The organism is Caulobacter sp. CCH9-E1 (assembly GCF_001556515.1).
In the GTDB taxonomy this organism is placed as follows: Bacteria; Pseudomonadota; Alphaproteobacteria; order Caulobacterales; family Caulobacteraceae; genus Caulobacter.
Genome location: NZ_LSJA01000326.1, coordinates 58,081 through 66,077, shown reverse-complemented (window position 1 = coordinate 66,077; position 7,997 = coordinate 58,081). Strand labels below are relative to the sequence as shown.

Annotated in this window: 7 protein-coding genes; 4 read left to right on the top strand and 3 right to left on the bottom strand. The window is 67.6% G+C overall.

The features are described 5' to 3' along the window. Positions 1-814: glycosyltransferase family 4 protein (locus tag AX690_RS18930; protein WP_066687049.1), on the bottom strand; the 814-nt coding region annotated here is incomplete at its 3' end. 95 nt (positions 815-909) lie between these two features. Then, positions 910-1,089 (bottom strand): hypothetical protein, encoded by a 180-nt coding sequence (locus AX690_RS18925; RefSeq protein WP_231732240.1) that lies wholly within the window; start codon positions 1,087-1,089, stop codon positions 910-912. Positions 1,090-1,400: 311 nt separating this feature from the next. Here AX690_RS18925 and AX690_RS18920 point away from each other — a divergent pair, with 311 nt between their 5' ends. The 4 genes from AX690_RS18920 (at position 1,401) to AX690_RS18905 (ending at position 7,212) form a co-directional block, all read left to right on the top strand. Then, positions 1,401-1,973 carry a protein-L-isoaspartate O-methyltransferase gene (locus AX690_RS18920; protein ID WP_066687044.1) on the top strand — a complete coding sequence of 191 codons (573 nt, stop codon included), beginning with the start codon at positions 1,401-1,403 and terminating at the stop codon, positions 1,971-1,973. Positions 1,974-2,099: 126 nt separating this feature from the next. Further along, positions 2,100-3,542 carry a TolC family outer membrane protein gene (locus AX690_RS18915; protein WP_066687040.1) on the top strand — a complete coding sequence of 481 codons (1,443 nt, stop codon included), beginning with the start codon at positions 2,100-2,102 and terminating at the stop codon, positions 3,540-3,542. Positions 3,543-3,675: 133 nt separating this feature from the next. Then, positions 3,676-4,230 (top strand): DUF2497 domain-containing protein, encoded by a 555-nt coding sequence (locus tag AX690_RS18910; protein ID WP_066687037.1) that lies wholly within the window; start codon positions 3,676-3,678, stop codon positions 4,228-4,230. Positions 4,231-4,356: 126 nt separating this feature from the next. Next, on the top strand, positions 4,357-7,212 hold the full coding sequence (locus tag AX690_RS18905) for a valine--tRNA ligase (RefSeq protein WP_066687036.1): 2,856 nt from the start codon (positions 4,357-4,359) through the stop codon (positions 7,210-7,212). Between the two features lie 55 nt (positions 7,213-7,267). Here AX690_RS18905 and AX690_RS18900 read toward each other — a convergent pair whose 3' ends face one another. Next, positions 7,268-7,921, bottom strand: a complete 654-nt coding sequence (locus AX690_RS18900) for an HAD-IA family hydrolase (protein ID WP_066687033.1) — start codon at positions 7,919-7,921, stop codon at positions 7,268-7,270. Between the last annotated feature and the right edge of the window lie 76 nt (positions 7,922-7,997).

Below are 7,997 nucleotides of genomic sequence, written 5' to 3'. Positions count from 1 at the left end.
TGCCGCAGGCCATGGCCTCGATCATCACCAGGCCGAAGGGCTCGGGCCAGTCGATCGGGAAGAGCAGGGCGTCGGCGCCGCCGAGGAAGGCGGACTTCTCGCTGTCGCCGATCTCGCCGACGAATTCGATCAGCGGCTCGCCCAGGATCATCGGGGCGATCTTGTCCTCGAAATAGGCGCGGTCGGCGCTGTCGACCTTGGCGGCGATCTTCAGGCGCTTGCCCAGGCGCTTGGCCAGCATGATCGCGCGATCCGGCCGCTTCTCCGGCGAGATGCGGCCCAGGAACGCCAGATAGCCGTCGCTCTTCTCGGAGAGGCGGTAGATGTCGGCGTTCATGCCGTGGTGGACCGTGCCGGCCCAGTTGGCGAAAGACAGGGGGCGGCGCTGGTCGTCGCTGATCGAGACCAGCGGGAACTGCGGCCAGCGCTTATACACCGCGGACAGGTCCTTCAGGTCCAGGCGACCGTGCAGCGTGGTCAAGGTGTTTTGGGCCCGGTCCGCGAAGAACGGGAAGTGGATCATGTCGGTGTGGAAGTGGATGACGTCGAAGTCGTTCGCCTGCGCGCGGACTTCGGCGAGCTGCGCCATGTGCGCCGCCAGATCCGACTTCAGCGGCGCGGGGTCCAGCCGGATCGCCTGATCGCGCACCGCGACAAGCTTGGCTTTCGTTTGGGCCTCGGCGCTGGCGAACAGCGTGACGTCGTGACCGAGATCGACGAGGGCGTCCGTCAGGTGCGCGACGACGCGCTCGGTGCCGCCGTACAGGCGCGGCGGAACAGCCTCATGGAGGGGCGTGATCTGGGCGATCTTCATGCGGCGGACCTTGAGCGAGGAACTGGAGCGGCGCAGCGCCGCATCCCAGGAGTTCCGTCGCTCGCGTTTGGTTCCGCGATCGCCTTTTTGACGCCTTACTGCGCCGAGGTTTGCTGCGACAGACGCGCCAAGCGTTCCTCGCGCTCGCGCCGTTCACGCTCAAGGCGCAGATCGCGCCGGCGTCGGCGCCAGCGGCCGTAGGCCTTTGCCGTCGCCGTATGAATGCGCGGCAGGAAATAAATCACCACAAGCGCGACGATCGCACCGACGATCACGATATCCGCTCTAAGCATGGAAACAACCTCACGAAGCCGAGACGTTCGGGCTTCCCCCCCGGGCGAGCAACATTGGTGATTTTATCTTTACCATAAGCGGTCGCGGATCAATCTAGCTTTCGTGACAAATGGCGATCAGGCGTCCCAAACGCCCAGGTTTTGCTCTTGATCTGATCTCAACGGGCTTTGTTGTCGCTTTTAAGGCTCCCGTGAGCGGCGCTTTACGCCGCCTGCGCCGCGTGATCGCATTGCGTTCGGACGATCGCCGGACCTATAAGCCTGCTCGAAAGTCCAGTCCTTCGAGGGATTCCATGAGCACCGACTTCGCCGCCGCGCGGCTGAACATGGTCGAGAGCCAGATTCGCACCGCCGACGTCACCGACCTGCCGCTGCAGGACGCCCTGCGGGTGACGCAGCGCGAGACGGTGGTCCCCGCCGCGAAGGCCTATCTGGCCTATGCCGACGCCGACATCGAATACGCGCCGGGCCGCTGGCTGCTGCGTCCGCGCGAAGTGGGCAAGCTGCTGCAGAACCTGAAGCCGCGCGAAGGCGAGAAGGCGCTGGCGATCGCCGCCCCTTACGCCGCCGCCGTGCTGGAAAACATGGGTCTGGCGGTCACGCGCCTCGAAGGCGACGACCTGAAGGCCGTGCCTGGCGCCGACTACGACGTTATCATCTGCGAAGGCGCCGTCGCCGTCGCGCCGAAGAGCTGGCAGGACGCCCTGGCCGTCGGCGGTCGCCTCGGCGTCATCGAGCGCACCGGCCCGGTCGGTCGCGCCGTGATCTATCTGCGCGCCGAGGACGGCGTGGGCCGTCGTCAGGCCTTCGACGCCTCGCCGCCGATCCTGGCGGGGTTCGAGGTCGAGGTCGGCTTCAGCTTCTAAGCTTTCGCGTGGGCGGGGCGTCGCGGCGTCTGCGTGAAAAAAGCTTAACTGGCGACGGCTGGCGGTCCGACTTACACGCCTCATAGTGTGGTACGCGAGCTTCGCGTGATTGGGGATAGAACCTAGATGTCGAACCGTCGACGGGCCGGATTGCTGGCCGCCGCTTGCAGCGCCGGCCTGATGGCGGGCGTGTTTTCCGCCGCTCACGCCGAAACCCTGGCCGACGCGATCGCTCTGGCCTACCAGACCAACCCGACCCTGCAGCAGCAGCGGGCGAGCACGCGCATCACCGACGAGGGCGTGGTCCAGGCCAAGACCGGCTTCCGTCCGACGATCGGCGGCGAGCTGGACGTCACCGGCTCGAACACCTCGCCGCACACCGGCGCCGATGTGAAGGTCTCGGGCAGCACCGCCACGCTGTCGATCAGCCAGCCGCTCTATACCGGCGGTCGCGCCAGCGCCAATCTGAGCGCCGCCGAGGCTGACGTCCTGGCCTCGCGCGAGAGCCTGCGCGCCGTTGAGCAGAACGTGCTGGTCAATGTCGTCCAGGCCTATGTCGACGTCCGTCGCGACCAGGAGCGGCTGCGCATCGCCAAGGAGAACGTCGCGGTCCTGCAGCGCCAGCTCGACGAATCCAACGCCCGCTTCGACGTCGGCGAGATCACCCGCACCGACGTCGCCCAGTCGCAGGCGCGTCTCGCCGCCGCCAAGGCCGGCCTGTCCTCGGCCCAGGCCCAGCTGGAAGTCAGCCGCGCGGCCTATGCCGCCGTGGTCGGCCAGACGCCGGGCGAACTGGCGCCCGAGCCGAGCCTCGCGACCCTGCTGCCCGGCTCGGTCGACCAGGCCTTCGAGGCCGCCCAGACCGCCAATCCGGGCGTGACCTCGGCCCGCTACAGCGAAGAGGCCGCCGCCGCCCGCGTGGCCGTGGCCAAGGCCGGCTATCGTCCGACTGTCTCGGCCCGCGCCTCGCTGGGTTACGCCGCCGACAAGCGTTCGGGCGTCGGCAGCCAGTTCGACGACTATGACCGCACCGTCTCGGGCGCGATCACCGCCTCGATCCCGATCTTCACCGGCGGCCTGACGACCTCGCAGGTGCGCGCCGCCACCGAGCGCGAGAACGCCGCCCGCAGCGCCACCGAGAGCGCCAAGCGCACCGCGATCCAGCAGGTCTCCAACGCCTGGAGCAACCTTCTGGCCTCGCGCGCCAACCTGGTCTCGAACGAGGAGCAGGTTCGCGCCACGCGGATCGCCTTCGAAGGCGTGCGCCAGGAGCAGCAGGTCGGTCTGCGCACGACGCTGGACGTCCTGAACGCCCAGCTGGAACTCTCGAACGCCGAGCTGGCCCTGGTCGGCGCGCGTCGCGACGAATATGTCGCCAGCGCCGTGGTGCTGCAGGCCATGGGTCAACTGGGCGTCAACAAGCTGTCGGCGAGCACGACGGCTTATGATCCGAAGACCTCCTACAACCGCGTGACGCACAGCGTCGGCTGGGTTCCGTGGGAGCCGGTGGTGCAAGCCATCGACAAGGTGGGCGCGCCGTCGGCAAAAGCTCAAAGTGGGGCGAAGTAGACACGGCTGGCCCGCGTCGTTTGCGCCCACAGCTTATCCTTAAGCTTGCTTAACTTGCTCAAGTCTGCACCATCGCGGTTTAACGCGCCGCAACGCGCGTACAGATTCGTATTTCTTACGACGGCCCCCGCACATGTCCGATCAGAGCTCTCAAGAACCTACGATGGAGGAAATCCTCGCCTCCATCCGACGCATCATCTCCGAAGATGACGCGCCGGCGGAGCCTGCGGCCGAGGAGGCCCCCGCCGCTGAAGCCGAGCCGGAGCCTGAGCTGGAACCGGCGATGGATTTCGCTGGCGGCGATGGCGAAGACGTTCTTGAGCTGACCGATCCGATCGAGCCCGAGGCTGAGTTCGACGCCGAGCCGCCGCTCGAGACGGTCGGCGATATCGACGTCTATTCGCCGCCGCCGCCGGAGCCCGAGCCGGCCCCGCCGCCCGCCGCCCCGACCTTCGATCGCGACGACGTGGCCGACAAGCTGGTCGGCGACACCGCCGCCTCCGCCGCCGCCTCGGCGTTCGGCAGCTTGAGCTCGGCCCTGCTGATGCCCAAGGACGGCCGCACCCTGGAGGACGTGGTGCGCGAACTTTTGCGCCCGCTGCTCAAGGAGTGGCTGGACCAGAACCTGCCGCGCATCGTCGAAACCAAGGTCGAGGAAGAGGTACAGCGCATCGCTCGCGGTCGCTAAGGCGCTTCGTCTCTCGCGAGAAATCGAGGCGGTCGCCGCGGCGGCCGCCTTTTTCGTTGCGAATTCCCCACAAATCCAGGCCCGCAGGTTCCCCGCGCGGGCCGCAGATGGCATATCCCCACCGCCATGCTCGAAAAGACCTTCGATCCCAAATCCGTCGAACCCCGCCTGTACGCCGCCTGGGAGGCCTCCGGGGCCTTCAAGCCGAACGAGGATCCGAACGCGGAGCCGTTCGTCATCGTGATCCCGCCGCCGAACGTGACGGGCAGCCTTCACATCGGCCACGCGCTGAACAACACGCTGCAGGACGTGCTGACCCGCTTCCACCGGATGCGCGGCAAGGCCGCCCTTTGGCTGCCGGGCACCGACCACGCCGGCATCGCCACGCAGATGGTCGTCGAGCGCCAGCTGGCCGCCGCTGGCAACGTCGGCCGCCGCGACATGGGCCGCGACGCCTTCGTCGCCAAGGTCTGGGAATGGAAGGCCGAGAGCGGCGGGGCCATCACCAACCAGCTGCGCCGCCTGGGCGCCAGCTGCGACTGGTCCCGCGAGCGCTTCACCCTGGACGAGGGCCTGTCGGCCGCTGTCCGCAAGGTGTTCGTCCAGCTGTACAAGCAGAACCTGCTTTATCGCGACAAGCGCCTGGTCAACTGGGACCCGCAGTTCCAGACCGCCATCTCCGACCTTGAGGTCGAGCAGAAGGAGGTCGACGGCGCCTATTGGCACTTCGCCTATCCGTTGGCCGACGGCGTGACCTACCAGCACCCGATCGCCTTCGACGAGGACGGCAAGCCGACTGAGTTCGAGACCCGCGACTACATCGTCGTGGCGACCACCCGTCCCGAGACGATGCTGGGCGACACCGGCGTCGCGGTTCATCCCGACGACGAACGCTACAAGGGCCTGGTCGGCAAGTTCGTGACCCTGCCGATCGTCGGCCGCCGCATCCCGATCGTCGCCGACGACTACGCCGACCCGACCAAGGGCTCGGGCGCGGTCAAGATCACGCCCGCCCACGACTTCAACGACTTCGGCGTCGGCAAGCGCGCCGGCCTGGAGGCCATCAACATCCTGACGGTCGAGGCCAAGCTGAACGAGAACGTTCCGGCCGAGTACGTCGGCATGGACCGCTTCGTCGCGCGCAAGGCCATCGTCGCCCGCGCCGAGGAAGAGGGCTGGCTGAAGGAGATCGAGAAGACCAAGCACATGGTCCCGCACGGCGACCGTTCGGGCGTGGTCATCGAGCCCTTCCTGACCGACCAGTGGTACGTCGACGCCAAGACCCTGGCCCAGCCCGCCCTGAAGGCGGTCGAGAGCGGCGAGACAGTCTTCGAGCCCAAGCACTGGGAAAAGACCTACTTCGAATGGCTGCGCAACATCGAGCCCTGGTGCGTCTCGCGCCAGCTCTGGTGGGGTCACCGCATCCCGGCCTGGTTCGGTCCGGTCAAGGCCGACGCCCCGGCGAATGCCGAAGGTGAAATCCCAAGCGATACCTTCACCAACAGCATTTTCGTTGAAGAGACCGAGGACGACGCCATCGCCGCAGCGGAGCGTCATTACGGCCGAAAAGTCATTGTCGTTGAAGATCGTGTCGTGGGTATGGGAGCTTGGCTTGCGGCTGGTCAAACCAACGACGTGAACGCGCCGATTCCGATCTGGCGCGACGAGGACGTCCTCGACACCTGGTTCAGCTCGGCCCTGTGGCCGTTCTCGACCCTGGGCTGGCCCGAGAAGACCGCGGATCTCGCCAAGTTCTACCCGACCAGCACCCTGGTGACGGGCTTCGACATCATCTTCTTCTGGGTCGCCCGGATGATGATGATGGGCATCCACTTCATGGGCGAAGCGCCGTTCAAGCAGGTCTTCATCAACGCCCTCGTCCGTGACGAGAAGGGCGCCAAGATGAGCAAGTCCAAGGGCAACGTGATGGATCCGCTGATCCTGATCGACGAACTGGGCTGCGACGCGGTGCGCTTCACCCTGACGGCGATGTCGGGCCAGGCGCGCGACATCAAGCTCTCCAAGCAGCGCATCGAGGGCTATCGCAACTTCGGCACCAAGCTGTGGAACGCCTCGCGCTTCGCCCAGATGAACGAGTGCGTCCGCGTCGAGGGCTTCGATCCCGCGACCGTCCAGCAGCCGATCAACAAGTGGATCCGCGGCGAGACGGTCAAGACCGTGGCCGAGGTGACCAAGGCCCTGGAAGCCCCGTCGTTCGACGAGGCGGCCGGCGCCCTGTACCGCTTCGTCTGGAACGTGTTCTGCGACTGGTACCTGGAGCTGGCCAAGCCGATCCTGAACGGCGACGACGCGGCGGCCAAGGCCGAGACCCGCGCCACCGCCGCCTGGGCGCTGGACGTGATCCTGAAGCTGCTGCACCCGGTGATGCCGTTCATCACCGAGGAGCTGTGGCAGAAGACCGCCGAATTCGTCGGCCCGGCCCGCGACAGCATGCTGATCTCGGCCCAATGGCCGGACCTGCCCGCCGACTGGATCGACGCCGAGGCCGAGGCCGAGATCGGCTGGCTGGTCGAGACCGTCGGCGAGATCCGCTCGATCCGCGCCGAGATGAACGTACCGCCGTCGGCCAAGCCGGCGCTGACCGTCGTCGGCGCTGGGGCGGAGACCAAGGCCCGTCTGGCGCGGCACCGCGACCTGCTGCTGACCCTGGCGCGCCTCGACAGCGCCCGCGAGGCGGACGCCGCGCCGGCCGGCTCGGTCCCGATCGTGATGGGCGAGGCGACCGGCGCCCTGGCCATCGCCGAGTTCATCGATCTCGCCGCCGAGAAGGCGCGCCTGACCAAGGAGATCGCTGGCCACGTCGGCGAGATCGAGAAGGTCAACAAGAAGCTCGGCAACCCCGACTTCCTGGCCCGCGCCAAGGAGGAGGTCGTCGAGGAGAACCGCGAGCGCCTGGCCGAAGCCGAAGCCGCCAAGGCCAAGCTCGAAGCGGCGCTCAGCCGGCTGGCGTCGGTCGGGTAATTTCGCAATCTCTACCCGTCATCCCGCGCCTTGTGCGCGGGATGACGGGTCAGGTTTAGAACGCGAGCATCCCGGAAGGCGTCGCCCTCAGCGGTCCATACCCCGCCACCCCGGGATGCCGGGTCTCCAGCGGATGATTGTGCGTGGCGGTGACTACCACCACGCTGGCGCCCGCCGCCTCGGCGGCGGCGATGCCGGCCGGAGCGTCCTCGAACACCAGGCAGTCGGCGATCGGGCGGCCCAGGCGCTGGGCCGCCAGCAGGAAGCAGTCGGGCGCTGGCTTGCCGCGCTCAACATCCTCGGCGGCGACCATCACGGCGGGGGAAGGCAGGCCGGCCGCCGCGATCCGGCGCTCGGCCAGCGCGCGGGGCGCGGAGGTCACCACGGCCCAGCGATCTGACGGCAGGCCGGCCAGGAACGCCGCCGCGCCGACGATGGCGTCTATCCCCTCGATGTCCTCGAGCTCAGCGGCCGTGATCGCACGGGCCTCGGCCTCCGGATCGACGCCCTCCAGCCCCAGGGCGGCGATGGTCTCGATCGTGCGGCGACCGTGGATGGTGGGCAAGAAGGCCTCGACGTCCAGCCCGTGCTTGCGCGCCCAGTTCGCCCAGACCCGCTCGGCCGCCACAATGGACGTCAGGATGGTGCCGTCCATGTCGAACAGGAAGGCCGCGAATTCGCGATCGGGAAACAGCGGGGACTCGGACAAGACGACGCTCCGGACAAGGCAAGGCGAGCCAGGGTCATCGGCCTTGGCCGGCCTGTTGTCCAGGGTGGGTTCATGA

Bases quoted from the DNA above. Each gene is read 5' to 3' on its own strand.
- AX690_RS18910 (WP_066687037.1), top strand. From the start codon at position 3,676: ATGTCCGATCAGAGCTCTCAAGAACCTACGATGGAGGAAATCCTCGCC.
- AX690_RS18915 (WP_066687040.1), top strand. From the start codon at position 2,100: ATGTCGAACCGTCGACGGGCCGGATTGCTGGCCGCCGCTTGCAGCGCC.
- AX690_RS18905 (WP_066687036.1), top strand. From the start codon at position 4,357: ATGCTCGAAAAGACCTTCGATCCCAAATCCGTCGAACCCCGCCTGTAC.
- AX690_RS18920 (WP_066687044.1), top strand. From the start codon at position 1,401: ATGAGCACCGACTTCGCCGCCGCGCGGCTGAACATGGTCGAGAGCCAG.